Annotated in this window: 11 protein-coding genes; 4 read left to right on the top strand and 7 right to left on the bottom strand. The window is 66.7% G+C overall.

What is annotated here, in order from left to right; genetic code table 11:
- Nucleotides 1-23: 23 nt before the first annotated feature.
- From DFS13_RS04450 to DFS13_RS04415, 7 genes are all read right to left on the bottom strand, one after another.
- Complete coding sequence (locus DFS13_RS04450; RefSeq protein ID WP_048989115.1) at nucleotides 24-512, bottom strand: hypothetical protein; 489 nt, start codon at nucleotides 510-512, stop codon at nucleotides 24-26.
- On the bottom strand, nucleotides 490-1,761 hold the full coding sequence (gene pgaC, locus DFS13_RS04445; RefSeq protein ID WP_006488682.1) for a poly-beta-1,6-N-acetyl-D-glucosamine synthase: 1,272 nt from the start codon (nucleotides 1,759-1,761) through the stop codon (nucleotides 490-492). Before pgaC ends, DFS13_RS04450 begins: the two co-directional genes overlap by 23 nt.
- Nucleotides 1,758-3,851: a poly-beta-1,6-N-acetyl-D-glucosamine N-deacetylase PgaB gene (gene pgaB, locus DFS13_RS04440; protein ID WP_034178464.1), complete on the bottom strand. Its 2,094-nt coding sequence runs from the start codon at nucleotides 3,849-3,851 to the stop codon at nucleotides 1,758-1,760. Before pgaB ends, pgaC begins: the two co-directional genes overlap by 4 nt.
- A 17-nt stretch (nucleotides 3,852-3,868) precedes the next feature.
- Entirely contained in the window at nucleotides 3,869-6,502 is a 2,634-nt protein-coding gene (gene pgaA, locus DFS13_RS04435; protein WP_111441405.1) for a poly-beta-1,6 N-acetyl-D-glucosamine export porin PgaA, read from the bottom strand.
- A 104-nt stretch (nucleotides 6,503-6,606) separates the two neighbouring features.
- Complete coding sequence (locus DFS13_RS04430) at nucleotides 6,607-7,365, bottom strand: hypothetical protein (RefSeq protein WP_111441404.1); 759 nt, start codon at nucleotides 7,363-7,365, stop codon at nucleotides 6,607-6,609.
- A 62-nt stretch (nucleotides 7,366-7,427) separates the two neighbouring features.
- On the bottom strand, nucleotides 7,428-7,853 hold the full coding sequence (locus DFS13_RS04425; protein WP_034178463.1) for a hypothetical protein: 426 nt from the start codon (nucleotides 7,851-7,853) through the stop codon (nucleotides 7,428-7,430).
- A 632-nt stretch (nucleotides 7,854-8,485) separates the two neighbouring features.
- A complete protein-coding gene (locus DFS13_RS04415; RefSeq protein WP_006495083.1) occupies nucleotides 8,486-9,481 on the bottom strand; it encodes a LysR substrate-binding domain-containing protein in 996 nt (331 codons plus the stop codon).
- 589 nt (nucleotides 9,482-10,070) lie between these two features.
- Between DFS13_RS04415 and DFS13_RS04405 the strand changes: the two genes are divergently transcribed.
- The 4 genes from DFS13_RS04405 to DFS13_RS04390 all read left to right on the top strand — a co-directional run bounded on the left by DFS13_RS04405 (nucleotide 10,071) and on the right by DFS13_RS04390 (nucleotide 16,991).
- Nucleotides 10,071-11,486, top strand: a complete 1,416-nt coding sequence (locus DFS13_RS04405) for a circularly permuted type 2 ATP-grasp protein (protein ID WP_006481635.1) — start codon at nucleotides 10,071-10,073, stop codon at nucleotides 11,484-11,486.
- 64 nt (nucleotides 11,487-11,550) lie between these two features.
- Nucleotides 11,551-12,492, top strand: coding sequence for an alpha-E domain-containing protein (locus tag DFS13_RS04400; RefSeq protein WP_006481638.1), 942 nt, complete (start codon nucleotides 11,551-11,553; stop codon nucleotides 12,490-12,492).
- Between the two features lie 8 nt (nucleotides 12,493-12,500).
- Complete coding sequence (locus DFS13_RS04395) at nucleotides 12,501-13,484, top strand: transglutaminase family protein (protein ID WP_034202485.1); 984 nt, start codon at nucleotides 12,501-12,503, stop codon at nucleotides 13,482-13,484.
- Between the two features lie 93 nt (nucleotides 13,485-13,577).
- Nucleotides 13,578-16,991: a DUF2126 domain-containing protein gene (locus DFS13_RS04390; protein WP_111441402.1), complete on the top strand. Its 3,414-nt coding sequence runs from the start codon at nucleotides 13,578-13,580 to the stop codon at nucleotides 16,989-16,991.
- The last annotated feature ends 53 nt before the right edge of the window (nucleotides 16,992-17,044 follow it).

Below are 17,044 nucleotides of genomic sequence, written 5' to 3'. Positions count from 1 at the left end.
CGGCGCGGCACGTCTCCGGCGATTTATTCGCGGGGCTGCGGGCCGGCATGCGCGACCCATTCGATGCCCGAAATCGACCCGTTCGCGTCGTGCGACGCGACCAGAATGCGCGTGGTGCGCCGCGCGCCGCGCCGGCGCTCGCTTGCCAACGCGGTCGGCGGCACCGAGCGCACCTTCACGCTGGCCGAGCGCCGCAGCATCTTCGACACGCGCAACCGGTAGGCGAACGGATGCACGACGCGTCCCGCGATCAGCCACATGACGATCGTGCCGGCGATCAGCGCGATGCTGGTCACGTAGAACACGATCTGCTCGATCGGCATCTCGGCCTCGTTGAACGGCAACAGGTAACGGTACGTATAGATGCAGATCGATGCCCAGACGCCCCCGACCAGCGCGGGGCGCACGAGGCGGAACCATGCGACGAGCACGGGCCCGACGATGTTGCCGCGTTCGGCGATCATGTCGCGCGGGGCGCGCAGGGAAAGGTCAATAATCGGCGCGTTCTTCATGTTGAATGCCTCGGTCGGGACTGACCCATACGGCGCGCTTGCCACGGCCCCGCAGCACGACGGCGGGCAGGGCGATGACGGTGGTGATCATGCTGATCAGCCAGAACGCGACGGGGTACCAGATGGTGTCAAGGAAGTACATCAGGAGTTTTTCGTCGTAACGACGATCGATCATGCTGCCGATGATCAGCTGCAGGATGCAGGTCGCGACCAGCAGCATCCCGTGCCAGTGCGGCACCACGGACACATGCCAGTTCGGCGGAAGCGGGTAGACCACGTCGATCAGCGCGAGCAGCAGGATGAACGACATCGAGTACGCCCACGCGATGCCGATCAGGTATTCGGCGAACAGCGGCCACATCATCATCTGGGTCGGCCGCATCAGCGTGCCCGCGTACTTGAGCAGCACCTGGATGCCGCCCTTGGACCAGCGCAGCCGCTGCCGGTAGAGCCCCTTGATCGTCTCCGGCATCAGGATCCAGCTGAGCGCGTGCGGCTCGTACACGACGCGCCAGTCGCGGCACTGCAGCTTCCAGCTGATGTCGATGTCCTCGGTGAGCATGTCCGAGCTCCAGTAGCCGACATCGGCGAGCGCGGTCTTGCGGAACATCGTGATCACGCCCGACACCGTGAAGATGCGGCCGTACACCTGCTGCGTGCGCTTGATCAGCCCGACGATCGACGAGAATTCACCGACCTGCATGCGGCCGAGCAGCGACGTGCGCGTGCGGATGCGCGGGTTGCCGGTCACCGCGCCCACGCCCGGATCGGTCAGGAAATGCTCGAGCATCCAGCCGATCGCATCGTGCGCGAGCAGCGCGTCGCCGTCGATGCACAGCAGGTATTCCGCGTTCGACACGGCCGCCGCGGTCGTGAGCCCGACCGCCTTGCCTTCGTTGCGCGCGTGATGGATCACGAGTAGCCGCGGAATCTCGACGGCCAGCTCGTTGAGGATCTCGCCGGTGCGGTCCTTGCTGCCGTCGTTGACCGCGATGATGTCGTAGTTCGGATACTGCATCCCGTTCAGGTGGCCGATCACGCTGCGCGCGTTCGCGGCTTCGTTGAAGCAGGGCACGACGATCGAGACTTTCGGGATGCCGCTCGACGCGATCGTGCGCGTCGACAGCTCGCGGCCTTCCTCGAGCAGGAAGTAGTGCACGACGCCGCCGATCATCCACAGATACGACATGAAGAACGGATAGTAGAAAACGAAATCCTGCAGGCGCTGGATCAGGCTGTGGGTGGTCATGGCGTCTTGGTTCCGTGCGACTGCTGCATCTGCATCAGCGCGTTGATCGAGGTGGGGTCGAGGCGCGACTTCAGCGACATCACGTCGCGCATCGCGTCGAGCTCAGGCTGGCCGTTCAGGAAGTTGTCGGGGTAGTAGCCGAAATTCACGGCGCCTTCGCTGCGCAGCCGCCGCATCTGCGCGAGCAGCGTGCCGGCCGGCACCGCCTTCTGCCCGTGCCAGTCGTACGCCTGCAGTTCGAACACGGTGCGCTGCAGCCCGCGCTGCTTCGTGCGTACCGCCTTCACGAGCTGGTCGAGCCAGCCGTCGGGGTCCTTCGCCTGTTCCATGTACGGCATCGCCATCAGCGCGACGTAGTCGTAGGCGGCGAGGAAATCGTCGTAGTTCTGCGCGAACCACGCTTCCGATTCGGGCTTGAGCACCGGCATCGCGAAGATGTTGCGCGCGGTCAGCACGTCGCCGACGTTCTGGTGGGCCAGCACGATCTGCTCGAGCTGCCGGGTCATGTCGATCAGGTAGCGCGTCTTCTGGTGCGTCCAGCGCTTCATCAGGTCGGGGTTCTCGCGGATCTTGCCGATGTCGGCCGGCAGCCCCCATTGCGAATAGGTGCGCAGCGCATGCCGGCCCCCATCCTCGTAGTCGTCGAGCACCGCGTCGTCGCTGAACAGGATGCCGCTGAACGACGCGTGCTTGCTGAGATCCTCGTAGATCTGCTGGATCATCAGGCGCGCATCGGGATCGAACGGGCTCAGCCGGAACACGCGCGTGCCGTTCTCGCGGGCCGGCGCGCCGCCGAATGCGCTGACGGCTTCGAGCGAGCGGAGCTTGTCGGCCGGCGGCCGGAACGCGAGCACCGGCATCCATGCGTACACCTGCACGTTGGCGCGCGTATTGAGCTGCCACGCGGCACGCGAGAACAGGTCGGAACGCATCGGCAGGTGCCGGTTCGGGAAATACACCGCTTCGGCCACGCCCGTGCCCTTCGGGTCCGCATACGCCTGCAGGTACACCGATTTCGGCTGCATCCGGTAGATGCGCTCGATCAGCTTGCCGAGATTCGCTTCCTGTCGCGCGGGATCGGGGTCGTAGACCTGGTCGAGATCGACCTGCACGGTGCGCTCGGGCACGTCGACGTCGCCGCGGTTGGACGCCGGCTCGCGCATCGAGCGCTCGAACCCGCCGATATCGACGTCGTACATCATCAGGATCCGTCTCAGCCGGTCCAGCGGCACGTCCGGCGTATTCGGGCCGGCGTCGAGGCTGAACTGGATGTCCATGCCGAGCGACGTCGAGATCTGGCGCACCGGCTGGTTTTCCGCGCCGTACGGCCACACCATCGAGCGTGCGACGAGGCCGGTGCGCTCGCGGATCTGCCGCACGCACGTCTGCAGGTCGTCGTGCACGCGGGCGTGGAATTCGGCGTCGGTTTCATAGCGTTTCTGGTCTTGCAGGTAGAGATGCGACGTGGTCGCCGGTAACTCGTTGCCTTGCGGATTCGCGATCGCACCGTGGTGGAGATTGTGGGTGTGGCAGCCGAGCTCGACGAATTCCGACTGCCCGAGCTTCTTCACCTCGTCCCACGACAGGAAGTAGTCGCGCGGCACCTGCACCTTGTCGCTGATGCGGATCGGCGTATCCGCCGGGGTATCGATCCACGCGGTGACGAGGCCCATCACGGCCGGATACTTGAAGCGCTCGAGCAGCGGCAGCACCTTCGTGTAGTGGCTGCGAAAGCCGTCGTCGAACGTGAGCAGCACCGAGCGCGGCGGCAGCGGCTTGCCGCCGTGCCGCGATTCCTCGATCTGCTTGACCGTGATGGTGTGGTAGTTGTTGGTCTGCAGCCACGAGAAGATCGCGGTGAGCGTGCCGGTATCGACCGCGAACGGATCGATGATCGCCGTCGGCGACGAAAACGACGCCATCAGGTTGTCGCGCACGTCGTGCATGCAGATCACGCGGAACGTCTTGCCGTCGGCCGGATCGGACGGCGGCAGCAGGTCGATCATCTTGGCGTTGGTCACGCCCGGGAACAGCGAACAGGCGGCAAACGTGCCGAGGCATCCGCACATGAAGGTCCGTCTGGATTGCAGCATTGCCGATCTCCTTGCTAAAACGGCAGGTTGAGCGACAGGAAGCCGGTTTCGGAGCGCTCGCGCTGGCCGTCGTATGCGTGGCTGCTGACCTCGACGCCGTAGCTCAGCGTGATGTCGTGCTTGAACGTCCACGCGTGCTCGAGACGCGCGCTCCACAGCGGGCTGGTGCCGAAGCCGCGCTCGTTGTACACGCCGCCCGACACCGACACGCGCTGCTGCAGCCCCGTGTCGCCTTTCTTCCACAGCGTCAGCTGATGCATGACGGTCGCCGCGGCCGCGTAGTCGCGACCGGGGCTGAAGTAGGGCGCGTCATGGCGCGTGTTGCTGTCGGTGCCGAGATTCAGCGAGACGTTGACGAGCTGGTTCGCGGACGTGTACACGCGCTGCGTGGCGGTCGCCGCGATTTCCTGGTGCAGGTTCGAATCGCTGTAGCGGCTCACGCCGTAACTCAGCTTGACTTCGCGCCGGTCGTTCTGGCGATACACGACCTCGACGTTCGCGGAGCGGCCCCAGATGTGCGCGGCATACGCTTTCCACGGCAGCGAGTTGTCGTTGGTGTCGAGCCCCGAGCTGACCGTCCAGTAGTCGTTCAGTGCGTACGCGATCGTCCCGCGGCCGCCGGTTCGGCCGTCTCCGCCGAGCGAGCGCGTGACCTCGCCCAGCACGGTGAGCGGCCCGTGCCGGTAGTCGCCGCCGATGCCCGTGCGTGTGCGGCTGACGCTGCCGCCGTCGGTTTGCGCATGGCCGTAGAACGTATGCGCGAAGACCCGCCAGTTGTCGCCGAACGGTTGCGAGTAGATGTAGCTGTCCGACGTGAAGCTGTTGTCGGCCAGCGCGCTGTTGCCGTGCTCGAAGCTCAGGTCGGTCGTGAACACGGGGCTGCGGTAGGCCTTGTAGTCGCGCTTGAAGCCGCGCACGGCGCCGCTGTCCGGGAACGTGTTGCCCAGCGTCTGGTCGACGGTCTTCGCGGTCGCGTAGTCGTCCGCCGTGAGCGATGCGCGGCCGAGGCCCGCGAGCATCTCGACGCTGTCCGGGTGATCGGTCAGCGACGCGCGATACATCGAGATCGCCTGGCGTGTATGCGATTGGCCCGACACCGCATCGGCGTGCGCGGCGCGGATCTCCGCGTTGAACGGCACCTCTTTCTCGAGCTGTTCGAGGGCGGCGATCCCCTGGTCGGCGTGACCCGTGAAGATCAGGTATTGCGCGCGCAACCGGTAGTAACGCAGATAGTCGCTTTCTCCGGGACCGACGTTGGTCACCTGCTTGGCGGGCGGCAGCGACTTCTCCATGTCGTCGAGCACCTGCTTCGCTTCCGGCGCGCGTGCCTGGTCGACGTACGACCAGAACAGCCCTTCGCGCAGCTCGATCGGCTGCGTGCGGGCGCCATACTGGAAGCCGCGCGTCGCGCGATCGGTCGGCGATGCGGTGGCCTGCTTCAGCGCACGCGCGTACACGGCGTTCGCCTTGGCCGGCTCGCCCAGGTACAGGTACGCGTCGCCGACGGCCGCCAGTGCGTCGATCGAGATTTCCGCGTTGGACGGAATCGTCTCGAACGTCGCGACGGCCGTCTTCATGTCGCCGCGTGCCGCAAGGGCGACGACCCGGTCGCCCGCGAGCGCGGTGCGGACCGGCGTGTACTCGGGCGTGGGCGGTATCCGCTTGTCGAGGTCGTCCGCCGCACGCAGGGCGCTGTCGATTCCGTCGAAGCGGTCCGAACTCGTCATCGAGCGCGACTTGTCGCGTCCGCCGCGCACTTGCTGGCGAATCGACAGTTCTTCCAGTTGCGCGATATCGACGGCGGAGAACGCATCGGGCCGGGCCTTCGCTTCGTCGAGCGCCTTGACCGCGCCGCCGCTTGCCGCGAGGCCGAACACGTCGTTGCGCACCGTCGCGACGTCGGCGGTGCGGAGATTCGGCGCCTGCGCATTCGGCGCTTCGACGTCCGGGCCTTGCGACCGCTGGATCGGCTCGCCGGGGAGCTGCGCGCCGGGCGACTGCGAATTCGGTTGCCGGGACGACGGCGGTTCGGCGCCGGACGGCTGGGTCATGGGCGCGGGCGAATTCGGCATCGGCGTGCCGGATGCCTGCGCGGTGAGCGTCGGCGTAGCGGCTGTGGTCGGTGTAGCCGGCGGTGCGGTGGTCGTGGCCTGGGCGCGCTGCCGCGGTGCCTCGGACGTTTGCGTGCGTGGCCGCGGCGTATCCGGCGGCGTGTCGAATGCCTGCGCCAGCAGCATCGGCGCATTCGACACTTGCGCCGCTGGCGCAGGTGCATTCGTCGATGGCGCGGCCGGCTGCGGCGCATCCGGGTCCACCACGACCGTGGTCGGCATCGCCGGGTTCGGCGCCTGCGCGATCTGCATCGATGCGTCCGACGCTTGCGCGATCGGCGTTGGTGCAAGCGGCGGCTGCGTGCCCGAACCCGGCGCGGCCTGCGTCGACGCGCCCGGGGGCTGCAGGTCGGGCGGCAACGCATCAGGCGCGCCGCGGGACCCGGCGATTTCGCTCGCGCTGCCCGGTTCCGCGTCTCCTTCGGCGGCAAGACACGGGCCGGACGCGACGAGCAGGCACAGCAACGGCGCATGCAGGAGGATCCGCCGGTTCGGCGGAGCGACGGTGGTGCATTGTTGTTGACGATTGTTGGCCACGGTGTGTCCTCACTTTGAAACGATCACATCGGTTGCACGCCCGACGGCGCTCGTCGCCGGCCGTCGCCCCGTCGGGCGGCGAGGCCCGGCGGGATCCGGCCAGGTCACAGGCGGTTGCGGATCGCTTGTCCAAGCAGCGCGCGCGATTCGCTGTTCTTCGGGTCGATGGCGAGTGCACGGCTCGCGTTTTGCTCCACACAGCTCCATTCGTCGATCCGTGCGCACCAGCGCGCCTTGGCCAGAGCGCGGGCGCCTTCCAGCTCATCGTGCGTGACGCTGGTGGCCTCCATGTGCGACGTGCCCGCGACATACGACTGCGGTTGCGGTTTCGGCACGGGGTCGGGGTGTTTTCTCGTGCGCGCCAGCGTCTGCGAACGTGACGTCCGGTGCGTGTCGCCCGGGCGCGTCGTGCGACTGCCGGTCGACGCGGCGTGCGGATTGGCCGCCAGCCTCGTCGGCGGCACGTGCGCGGGGCGCGTACGTGTCGTGTCGAAGCGGGCCGCCGTTTGCGGCGGCACGGCCGGTTCGGCCACGGCCGACACGGCGGGGGGAGCGGAGGCGGACGGCGGAACCGGTCCGGCCTGCGCGAGCGTCGAGGTCGAGCCGGCTGGCGCGGCGGTGCCGGACACGCGGCCGGTTGCCGCCACGATGAGCTCGCGGGACCTGCCGACGGCGTTTCCGATCACGCGGGCGATATCGTGCGTCACGCTCGCATGGCCGACCCTCGTGTCCCGCTCGACGTACGCGAAGGCACCGAAGATCGCGGCAAATGCGGCGACGCTGAGCGCCGCGTTCTTTCCCGGACCCCACGAGGGTTTCGGCTGACGGGCGGGCGAGCCGTCCGGTCGTTCTGCACGAGGCATGCATGACTCCTTGATTCGATGCGATCCACGATTGGCGCGATCGGAGAGGGGCGGCGCGACGTTCACCAGCGCAACTGCGTCGTGAGCGTGCCCGTCTCGACGATCGCGAACTGGGTTGCTCCCTGATAGGTCCCTTCGACCCGGTAGCTCGCATCGGGCACGCTGAACAGGCAGCGCGATCCCGATGCGGCGAATTCGACCAGCACGCGCCCATGTCGGCGCAGGCGCACCTGCACGTTGGAGAGCGGCTGCCCGGTATGTTCCGAGACGAACGACACGCCCAGGTTGTACGGACGCCCGTCGGGGGGAAGCGGTGCGGTGCCGTCGATCCGCGCATCGCCGCAGATATACGAAATCACGTACCGGTTCGCCCCCGGCCCGGACGCCGGTGAGGAGGCCGCCGGTGTCTGGGCCATGGCGTTCATGCACAGCGTGGAGACGAAGACGCTCAGGAAAGCGCGAGCATGCTGTCGAAGCGAGGGTGACATTGCAATCTCCCGTCCGGAATCGATGACGTGCATCGACTCCGAGTCGAATTTGCCAACGTTCTTTTTGCGACACGCTATTGATACACGATGGTTTTTGAACCAACAACCGCGTGTGGTCGGAATGGGACGGGGTGAAAGATCCTATTTAAATAGGATAAGGATGGATTGCTGAGGATCGCTTAATGCTGAATAAAGTCGATATTGCCGAACATGAAAATTGCTCGTCGGTAGCGATGATCGAGCACGCTTTGAATCACGTCGGAGGTATCGACGTTCGTGCCGAAAAATAACGACTGATAAAAGAAACTCTTGCGCCTGTATTCGAGGCGAATCGATGAAGGTCCGGATACAGGTCGCACATAGTGAAATGAGGGTGCGACGTTTTTGATGATTCCGACAGTTACAGGTAAATCGAAACTTGTGTAACAAGGTATTTCTGTCTGGAAAGGCGGGCCGATTATTCTTACTTAATACGGAAAACAGTAAAAAATACGACATGAATCGCAAACGTTTGCGTGTTCGGGAGATCGATTATGAGCCGTTGAGGGATTTTACGGAGTCCGACGGGATTATCGATTGCTATCGGGAGAACGCGTATTCGCGCCGCGGATATCCACGGCGCGAATATGCCATCAGCGGCTGCCGCCGGCGCTTCGCCGCGCGCTGCGCATCGCCGGGGCGGCCGCTTCTTCAGTGCCTGTCGCACCGTCGATCGCCGCGTGCGGCCGGTTCATGATGTAGGTCCACAGCTGCTCCGCCGCGAGCCCGCGTTTGCGCGCCGACCGATACAGGCGGATTTCGAGTTCGGTGATCCAGTCGCCGGTGCCCGCGCACACGAGCGTGCCGTCTGCGAGCTCCTTCGCGACGCAGCTTTCCGGCAGCCAGCCGATGCCGTGCCCGGCCACGACCATGCCTTTCAGCGCCTCGGACATGTGCGTTTCGAAACACCGGTGCAGCACGTACGGCTCGGTCGCATTCAGCAACAGCATCTCGACGATGTTGCCGAGAAAGGCGCCCGACGAATACGCGAGCAGCGGCAGCGGGGCATCGGGCGTGCCGGGCAGCTGGAACACCGGCTCGCCGCGTGCATCGGGTGTCGACACGGGCAGGATGCGTTCGACGCCGAGACTGACGAACGGGAAGTGATTCGGGTCGAGCACGATCGGCAACTGCGGATGGTGATAGCCGAGCAGCAAATCGCATTCGCCTTCGACCAGTTGCTGGACGCCTTCCGGCACGTTCACCGCATTGACGCGGGCAGTGACGTGGCCGACCTCGCCGTTGAGCTGCTTGAGCCATTCGGGAAACAGCGTGAACACGAGCGTATGCGCGACGGCGAAACGCACGACCTGGTCGCTCGCCGCGAACTGGTCGTAGCCGTTCACGAGGTTGCGCGCCGCATACATGCTGCGCAGGATGTCCGCGGCCAGCCCGCGGAACATCTGGCCGGCGGGCGTCAGCGTGATCGGGTTGATGCTGCGGTCGACCAGTTTCGCGTCCATCCAGGTTTCGAGCGCGGCGATTCGTCTGCTGAATGCCGACTGCGTCAGGTGCCGGTGACGCGCGGCCCGGGAAAAGCTCTTGGTATCCGCAAGGCTCAGGAAATCTTCCAGCCACTTTGCTTCCATTTCGATCTTCGCTTTTTATAGTCGGGCGCCTGAAAGGCGGCGCCGTCTGCCGCACCAACGTTCTAGCGTACCGCGCCTCGCGCCGGTCGAGCCGATGTTTTTTTTCGATCGGTGTCAGTCGAAATATGCATGGGCGTTGTCGCCGGGATTACGGCTGCATAGCGTTGAGGTGCCGGACCCGGCTTAACCGGACAGTTCACCGCGTCGGACTGTCCGCGCCGCCGCGGACGGTACTTCCCCCCAGGGCCGGCTGCGCCGTGCGCGCGCCGGCCCGCCCGCCCGCGATCGTTCCGGGGCGCGGGCCCGCCACTTTTGGTGCAGTGCAGATTGCACATTCGTGACACGCGGGAGAACTATGTTCGTCGAACGCGGCGCAGCATCGGCCGTGCGCGTTCACGGCGCACCGCAAGCGCCCGTCGCGTCGGGGGTTGCACCGTTGTGGTGCGCAATGCCGCACCGGCGTGCCTGGCGCGGCGCAAAAACAGGGGGATATCGACGGGGTCGAGCAAGGCACGTTCCTTGCAAAGCATTCAGTACGCCGGTCCGGCATGCGCAATGCCGGGGAAAACGATCGATGGAGAAAAGATCGATGAAGCCATTCGATGAAATGCTGCAATCCGGCGACATGGTAAGGGCGCCTTACGCGCGCCTGAAGCAATGGCTCGACACGCAGAATCCCGCGAGCCTCGCCCAGAAGGCCCACGACGCGGAAGGCGTGTTCCGCAAGACGGGCATCACGTTCGCCGTGTACGGCGACGCGGAGGCCGCCGAGCGGCTGATTCCGTTCGACATCGTCCCGCGCATCATCTCCGGGGCGGAATGGAGCCGGCTGTCGCTCGGCATCGAGCAGCGCGTGATGGCGCTGAACGCATTCCTCGACGACATCTATCACCGCCAGGAAATCGTGCGCGCGGGCATCGTGCCGAAGCACCTGATCGCGCACAACGAAGCGTTCATCCCGGAGATGATCGATTTCCGGCCGCCGGGAAACGTTTACACGCACATCATCGGCGTCGACATCGTGCGCACCGGCGAGAACGCGTTCTACGTGCTGGAGGACAACGCGCGCACGCCGTCCGGCGTGTCCTACATGCTGGAAAACCGCGAAACGATGATGCAGCTCTTTCCCGAGCTGTTCCAGCAGGTGAAGGTGCGCCCGGTCGAAACCTACCCGCAGATGCTGCGCCAGTCGCTCGCGGCCGTATGCCCGCCGGGCGGCAACGCCGACAACCCGACCATCGCCGTGCTTACGCCCGGCATCCACAATTCCGCGTACTACGAACATTCGTTCCTCGCCGACCAGATGGGCGTGCACCTCGTCGAGGGCAGCGACCTGCAGGTGATCGACGGCCGCGTCGCGATGCGCACGACCGAAGGCTTCCAGCCGATCGACGTGCTGTACCGCCGCGTCGACGACGCGTTCCTCGATCCGCTCACGTTCCGCCCCGATTCGGTGCTCGGCGTGGCAGGCATCATGGACGTGTACCGCGCGGGCAACATCACGATCGCGAATGCGCCCGGCACCGGCATCGCCGACGACAAGGCGATCTACTCGTACATGCCGGAGATCGTCGAGTTCTACACGGGCCGCAAGGCGCTGCTGGAGAACGTGCCGACCTGGCGCTGCGGCGAGGCCGACAGCCTGAAGTACGTGCTCGAGCATCTCGACGAACTGGTCGTGAAGGAGGTGCACGGCTCGGGCGGCTACGGGATGCTGGTCGGGCCGTGCGCGTCGAAGGCCGAGCTCGAGGCATTTTCCGCGAAGCTGCGCGCGCGCCCCGCGAACTACATCGCGCAACCGACGCTTGCGTTGTCCACGACGCCGATCCTGACCGACGCCGGCCTCGCGCCGCGCCACGTCGACCTGCGGCCGTTCGTGCTGGTGTCGGACCGGATCCGCATCACGCCGGGCGGGCTCACGCGCGTCGCGCTGAAGGAAGGATCGCTCGTCGTCAACTCGAGCCAGGGCGGCGGCACCAAGGACACCTGGGTGCTGGCCGACTGAGCCGGATGCGACCGCGCGCGCCGGAGCCGGCGCGCGAACCGAACGAAGACGGAGTGGACACGAGATGCTTCTGGGACGAACTGCGAGCGGGCTCTACTGGATGTACCGCTATATCGAGCGCGCGGAGAACATCGCGCGCATCGTCGATGCCGGGCTGCGGATGGCGCTCACGCGCACGTCCGACGCGCCGGCCGAATGGTCGTCGGTGCTGGTCAGCTCGGGCGCGGACGACGGCTACCGGCAGAAATACGACGCGTATGCGGCCGATACCGTGACCGACTACCTGCTGCGCGACCGCGACAACCCGTCGAGCGTGCTGTCGTGCATCGAGGCCGCGCGCTCGAATGCGCGGATGGTGCGCACGGCGCTGACGCGCGAGGCGTGGGAGAGCGTGAACGGCGCGTGGCTCGCGCTGCGCCGCGCGTTCGCGCAGCCGGTGCCGGAAAGCGAGCTGCCGGCCGTGCTCGACCAGGTGAAGCGCGAAACCGCGCTGATCCTCGGCAGCTTCTACAGCACGATGCTGCGCAACGAGATCTTCGATTTCGCGCAGATCGGCGCCTTCATCGAACGCGCGGACAACACCGCGCGGATCATCGACGTGAAGTACCACCTGCTGCTGCCGTCGGTGTCGCACGTCGGCACGATCCTCGACAACTACCAATGGGAGACGATCCTGCGCTGCGTGGCCGCGCATCGTTCGTACCGCTGGGTGTACGACGTGCAGTACAAGCCGCTGAACATCGCCGACTACCTGATCCTGAACGGCCGCATGCCGCGTTCGCTGCGCTATTGCTACGGGCGCGTCGTGTCGAGCCTGAACCTGCTCGCGAAGGATTACGGCGTGACACACCCGTGTCACGACACGGCCACGAAGATCCTGCAAATGCTGTCCGATACCTCGGTCGAGCGGATCTTCAAGAGCGGCCTGCACGAATTCCTGACCGACTTCATCGGCCGCAACAACAGCCTCGGGCTCGAAGTCGCCCAGGCTTACAACTTCGACTGAGACTTGCCATGCGACTCGCCATCCGACACATTTCGCGTTATCAGTTCGACGATCAAGCTTCCCACGCACTGCAACGGTTGCGGCTGCGCCCGCAGTCGGGCCCCGGGCAGACGGTGCGCGCGTGGCAGGTCACGATCGACGGCGTCGAGCCGACGCTGTCGTACGCCGACGGGCTCGGCAACCGGATCGACCTCGTGCGCCACGATCGCGGCGCGAAAGACGAGATCGTCGTCGTCGCGGCCGGCGTCGTCGAGACGCAGGACCGCGCGGGCATTCTCGGGAATCCCGAGGGCTATGCGCCGCCGTGGATCTTCGAGCGCGAGACCGCGCTCACGAAAGCGGGCGACACCGTGCATGCGCTGACGCAGGCGCTGCCGATCGAGCCGCACGGCCTCGACGCATTGCACTGGCTGATGACGGAGGTGCACGGCCGCATCGCGTACGCGCCGAACCTGGCCGCCGATGCGCCCGTCGATGCGGAAACCGCGCTGCAAAGCGGCGAGGGCACGAGCCGCGACCATGCGCACGCGTTCATCGCGGCCGCCCGCGCGCTGAAGATCCCCGCGCGCTACATCTCGGGCTACGTGCTGGCCGACAGCGCGATGCAGCGCATCGCCGATGCGAAGCAGCAGCCGGGCGACGTCGAGGAAGAGGAAGCACTCGCGCTGCAGAGCGGCGACGGGATGCACCAGATGCTCGGCGCGTCGCATGCGGTGCAGTCGCAATCGCAGGGGCAGCCGCAACCGGCGCTCGGCGCGCAGCCGCAAGCCGCCGCGCTGATGCAGCAGCCGGCCGGCCATGCATGGGCCGAAGCCTATGTCGAAGGGCTCGGCTGGGTCGGCTTCGACCCGTTCATGAACCGTTGCCCGGACGAACGCTACGTGCGCATCGCGGTCGGCCTCGACCATCGCGACGCGCAGCCGGTGACGGGGCTCGGCGCGACGGCCGTCGGCGTCGAGATCAGCGTCGTGCAGACGCCGGAACTCGTCTGACCCGCCGCGCGCTTTCGCCGAATCCGCCATGCCGGGCCGCCGCGTCGACAGCGACGCGGCGCGCGCGGCCGGCCCAACCCGATCCGAGCTCCCATGTCCATCCACGTCGCGCTGCATCACACCACCCGCTATCGCTACGACCGGCTCGTCAACCTCGGCCCGCAGGTCGTGCGGCTACGGCCCGCGCCGCATTGCCGGACGCCGATCCTCGCGTATTCGATGACGGTCGAGCCTGCGCAGCACTTCATCAACTGGCAGCAGGACCCGTTCTCGAACTATCTCGCGCGGCTCGTGTTTCCGGAGCGAACCGAGCACTTCGAGATCACGATCGATCTCGTCGCCGAGATGTCGGTGTACAACCCGTTCGATTTCTTCCTCGAAGCGAGCGCGGAACAATACCCGTTCAGCTATGACGACGCGCTGAAGACCGAGCTCGCGCCGTATCTCGCGTGCGACCCGCAGACGAGCGCCGCGCCGCTGTTCCGCACGTATCTCGACGCCGTCGACCGCACGCCGGCCGGCACCGTGAACTTCCTCGTCGCGCTGAACCAGCAGCTTCAGCGCGACATCGGTTATCTCGTGCGGATGGAGCCGGGCGTGCAGACGCCCGCGCAAACGCTCGAACTCGCATCCGGCTCGTGCCGCGACAGCGCGTGGCTGCTCGTGCAGCTGTGTCGCCATCTGGGCATCGCCGCGCGCTTCGTGTCGGGCTACCTGATCCAGCTCACCCCCGACGTCAAATCGCTCGACGGCCCCAGCGGCACGTCGGTCGATTTCACCGACCTGCACGCATGGTGCGAGGTCTACCTGCCGGGCGCCGGCTGGATCGGCTTCGATCCGACGTCGGGCCTGCTCGCCGGGGAAGGGCATATTCCGCTCGCCTGCACGCCGCAGCCGACGAGCGCCGCGCCGGTCGAAGGGCTGATCGACGAGTGCGAGGTGTCGTTCGAGCACGAGATGAGCGTGACGCGCGTGTACGAATCGCCGCGCGTGACGAAACCGTATACGGAAGCGCAGTGGGACGCCGTGCTCGCGCTCGGCACGCAGGTCGACGGTGCGCTGGCGGCCGGCGACGTGCGGCTCACGCAGGGCGGCGAGCCGACCTTCGTGTCGATCGACGATCGCGACGGCGCCGAGTGGAACACCGATGCGCTCGGCCCGACCAAGCGCGGTTACGCGACCGAACTCGTGCAGCGGCTGCGTGCCGAATACGGCGACGGCGGCTTCCTGCATTTCGGGCAGGGCAAGTGGTACCCGGGCGAGCAATTGCCGCGCTGGGCGTTGTCGATCTTCTGGCGCGCGGACGGCCAGCCCGTGTGGCACGATCCGTCGCTGTTCGCCGACGAGCGCGAACCGTCCGCGTACACGACCGACGACGCGAAGCGTTTCATCGATGCGCTCGCCGCGCGGCTGAACCTGACCGGCGAGTTCATCCGGCCCGGCTACGAGGACGTGTGGTACTACCTGTGGCGCGAGCGCCGGCTGCCCGTCAACGTCGATCCGTTCGACGCGCGCCTCGACGACGAGCTCGAACGCGCGCGGCTGCGCAAGGTGTTCGAGCAGCAGCTCGACAGCGTGGTCGGCTACGTGCTGCCGGTGAAGCGTGTGGATGACATGCCGGGCCTCGACGGGCCGCGCTGGCAGACGGGCCCGTGGTTCTTCCGCGACGAGCGAATGTACCTCGTGCCGGGCGATTCGCCGATGGGCTACCGGCTGCCGCTCGATTCGCTGCCGTGGACCGCCAGCGCCGATTATCCGTACCTGGTCGAGCGCGATCCGTTCGCGCCGCGCGACGCATTGCCGGATGCCGCCGCCATGCGCGCCCGCTACGCCGGCCCGGCCGACGCGCCGCGCTACCTGGCCGGCGTGCATCGCGAAGCGTCCGCGCAGACCGTGATGCAGTGGCGCGACGACGGCGCGGCCGCGAGCGGCCGACCGGGCGCCGTGGATCCGCATCGCCGCCCCGAGCGCTTCGAATCGGCCGCGTGGATCACGCGTACCGCGCTGTGCGTCGAAGTGCGCAACGGCATCCTGTACCTGTTCATGCCGCCGCTCGCCGCGCTCGAGGATTATCTCGACCTGCTCGGCGCGATCGAGCTGACCGCGCACACGCTCGGCGTGAAGCTCGTGCTCGAAGGCTATCCGCCGCCGCGCGACGCACGGCTGAAACTGCTGCAGGTGACGCCCGATCCCGGCGTGATCGAGGTGAACATCCATCCGGCCGCGAGCTTCGACGAACTCGTCGACCACACCGAATTCCTGTACGACGCCGCGTGGCAATCGCGGCTGTGCAGCGAGAAATTCATGGTCGACGGGCGGCACGTCGGCACGGGCGGCGGCAACCACTTCGTGCTCGGCGGCGCGACGCCGGCCGACAGCCCGTTCCTGCGCCGCCCCGATCTGCTCGCGAGCCTGATCGCCTACTGGCACAACCATCCGTCGCTGTCGTATTTGTTCTCGGGGCTGTTCATCGGGCCGACGAGCCAGGCGCCGCGGGTCGACGAGGCACGCAACGACCAGCTTTACGAGCTCGACATCGCATTCGCGGAGATCCAGCGCAACAAGCTGCTGTTCGGGCAGGACATGCCGCCGTGGCTCGTCGACCGCGTGCTGCGCAACCTGCTGATCGACGTGACGGGCAATACGCACCGCAGCGAGTTCTGCATCGACAAGCTGTATTCGCCCGACTCGTCCACCGGCCGGCTCGGCCTGCTCGAACTGCGCGCGTTCGAGATGCCGCCGCATGCGCGGATGAGCATCGTGCAGCAACTGCTGCTGCGTGCGCTGGTCGCGCGTTTCTGGGCCACGCCGTACACGACGCCGCTCACGCGCTGGGGCACCGCGCTGCACGACCGGTTCATGCTGCCGGAATTTCTCCAGATGGATTTCGACGACGTGCTGGCCGAGTTGCGCGACGCCGGTTTCGCGTTCGATCCGGCGTGGTTCGCGCCGCACTTCGAATTCCGTTTTCCGCTGTTCGGGCAGATCGCGGTGAACGGCATGCAACTGTCGCTGCGCGGCGCGCTGGAACCGTGGCACGTGATGGGCGAGGAGGGGGCGATCGGCGGCACGGTGCGCTACGTCGATTCGTCGGTCGAACGGCTCGAAGTGCGCGTGACGGGGCTGAACGACAACCGGCACGTCGTGACCGTCAACGGCCGTGCGCTGCCGCTGCAGCCGACCGGCACCGTCGGCGAGTACGTCGCGGGCGTGCGCTACAAGGCGTGGGCGCCGCCGTCGGCGCTGCATCCGACCATCGGCGTGCACGCGCCGCTCACGTTCGACATCGTCGATACGTGGTTGCAGCGCTCGCTCGGCGGCTGCCGGTATCACGTCGCGCATCCGGGCGGGCGCAATTACGCGACGTTCCCGGTCAACGCGTACGAAGCCGAGAGCCGCCGGCTCGCGCGCTTCGTCGAGATGGGGCACACGCCGGGCCGGATGGAGGTCGCGGCCGCCGCGCCGAGCCGCGAATTTCCGTTCACGCTGGACTTGCGGCGGCCTTGATCGATCGATGACGGGGCGGACGACGATGCGCGGCGCGCAACCTCCCGGCGGCC

It is taken from the genome of Burkholderia sp. 28_3, from assembly GCF_003253915.1.
In the GTDB taxonomy this organism is placed as follows: Bacteria; Pseudomonadota; Gammaproteobacteria; order Burkholderiales; family Burkholderiaceae; genus Burkholderia; species Burkholderia cenocepacia.
Note: the sequence above shows the minus strand (reverse complement) of the source record. Positions and strands in the feature narration are given on the sequence as shown.

Excerpts from the sequence above, each read along its gene's own strand:
- DFS13_RS04450 (WP_048989115.1), bottom strand. The coding sequence starts at position 512 with ATGAAGAACGCGCCGATTATTGACCTTTCCCTGCGCGCCCCGCGCGAC.
- pgaC (WP_006488682.1), bottom strand. The coding sequence starts at position 1,761 with ATGACCACCCACAGCCTGATCCAGCGCCTGCAGGATTTCGTTTTCTAC.
- DFS13_RS04430 (WP_111441404.1), bottom strand. The coding sequence starts at position 7,365 with ATGCCTCGTGCAGAACGACCGGACGGCTCGCCCGCCCGTCAGCCGAAA.
- DFS13_RS04425 (WP_034178463.1), bottom strand. The coding sequence starts at position 7,853 with ATGTCACCCTCGCTTCGACAGCATGCTCGCGCTTTCCTGAGCGTCTTC.
- DFS13_RS04415 (WP_006495083.1), bottom strand. The coding sequence starts at position 9,481 with ATGGAAGCAAAGTGGCTGGAAGATTTCCTGAGCCTTGCGGATACCAAG.
- DFS13_RS04405 (WP_006481635.1), top strand. The coding sequence starts at position 10,071 with ATGAAGCCATTCGATGAAATGCTGCAATCCGGCGACATGGTAAGGGCG.
- DFS13_RS04400 (WP_006481638.1), top strand. The coding sequence starts at position 11,551 with ATGCTTCTGGGACGAACTGCGAGCGGGCTCTACTGGATGTACCGCTAT.
- DFS13_RS04395 (WP_034202485.1), top strand. The coding sequence starts at position 12,501 with ATGCGACTCGCCATCCGACACATTTCGCGTTATCAGTTCGACGATCAA.
- DFS13_RS04390 (WP_111441402.1), top strand. The coding sequence starts at position 13,578 with ATGTCCATCCACGTCGCGCTGCATCACACCACCCGCTATCGCTACGAC.